1 protein-coding gene is annotated in these 798 nt (G+C 71.9%); it reads right to left on the minus strand.

All coding sequences use genetic code 11. From position 1 onward, the window contains the following. Positions 1 to 30: 30 nt before the first annotated feature. A complete protein-coding gene (locus HUX53_RS38030; protein WP_176408116.1) occupies positions 31 to 663 on the minus strand; it encodes a hypothetical protein in 633 nt (210 codons plus the stop codon). Positions 664 to 798 lie beyond the last annotated feature (135 nt).

The raw sequence follows: 798 nt of genomic DNA on the forward strand, positions 1-798 counted from the left end.
GGATGCTGTCTGGTTGGCTGGGAGTGGTGGTTAAGGGAATGCCGCCGGGGTCACCCGGGCGTCGGCGGTGAGGACGCCCCGCCACACCGGCGGGGCGACGCCCATCGGGCGGGTCAGCCGCGCCGCCGGCGACCCGGCCGGGTCGTGGAAGGCGCCGTCCGCGTCGATGCTGGCGCCGTCGCGCAGCCACGCGCCGTGCGGGACGTGCACGCCGTCGAGGAGGACGGCGGCGTAGTCGACCGGCAGCCCGGTCGTCTCGGGCGCCGGGACGATCCGCACGCCGGGCGGGACGGTCCCGTCCGCGTGGCGCAGCGGCACCGCGAACACGAACACCCCGCGCTCCCGGCCGCCGTGGACGAGGGTGGCGTAGACGGCGGCGGTCTTGGCGACGGCGGGGTGGGCGGTGCTGGTGGGGAACTTGGCGGCCTGCGCGTCCGGGGTGGTCAGGACGAACCCGCCGGTGGCGGGGTCGTGGCTGGCGATGGTGCGGGGCGACAGGTGGCTGTTGCTGCGCCCCACCTCGGTCATCAGGAGCACCCCCGCCGAGGCCATCGACTCCAGCGACTCGCGCGCCTCCCGGGCACTGTCCTGGCCGGTGCCGTCCTGGCCGGCGCCGAACCGCAGGATGGGGCCGAGCGCCAGGGTGTAGTGCAGCAGCATCACGCTATCTCTTATACCCATCTGACGCTGCGGACGAAGAGGCAAGTATGGACATCGCGTGTCCCCTATACCTATCATACACAGACGTAGACTTGCGACGAGCATACACAGCTACCGCCCGACCCATACACATAACAT

This window comes from Actinomadura sp. BRA 177 (assembly GCF_013372625.1).
Classification (GTDB): domain Bacteria; phylum Actinomycetota; class Actinomycetes; order Streptosporangiales; family Streptosporangiaceae; genus Spirillospora.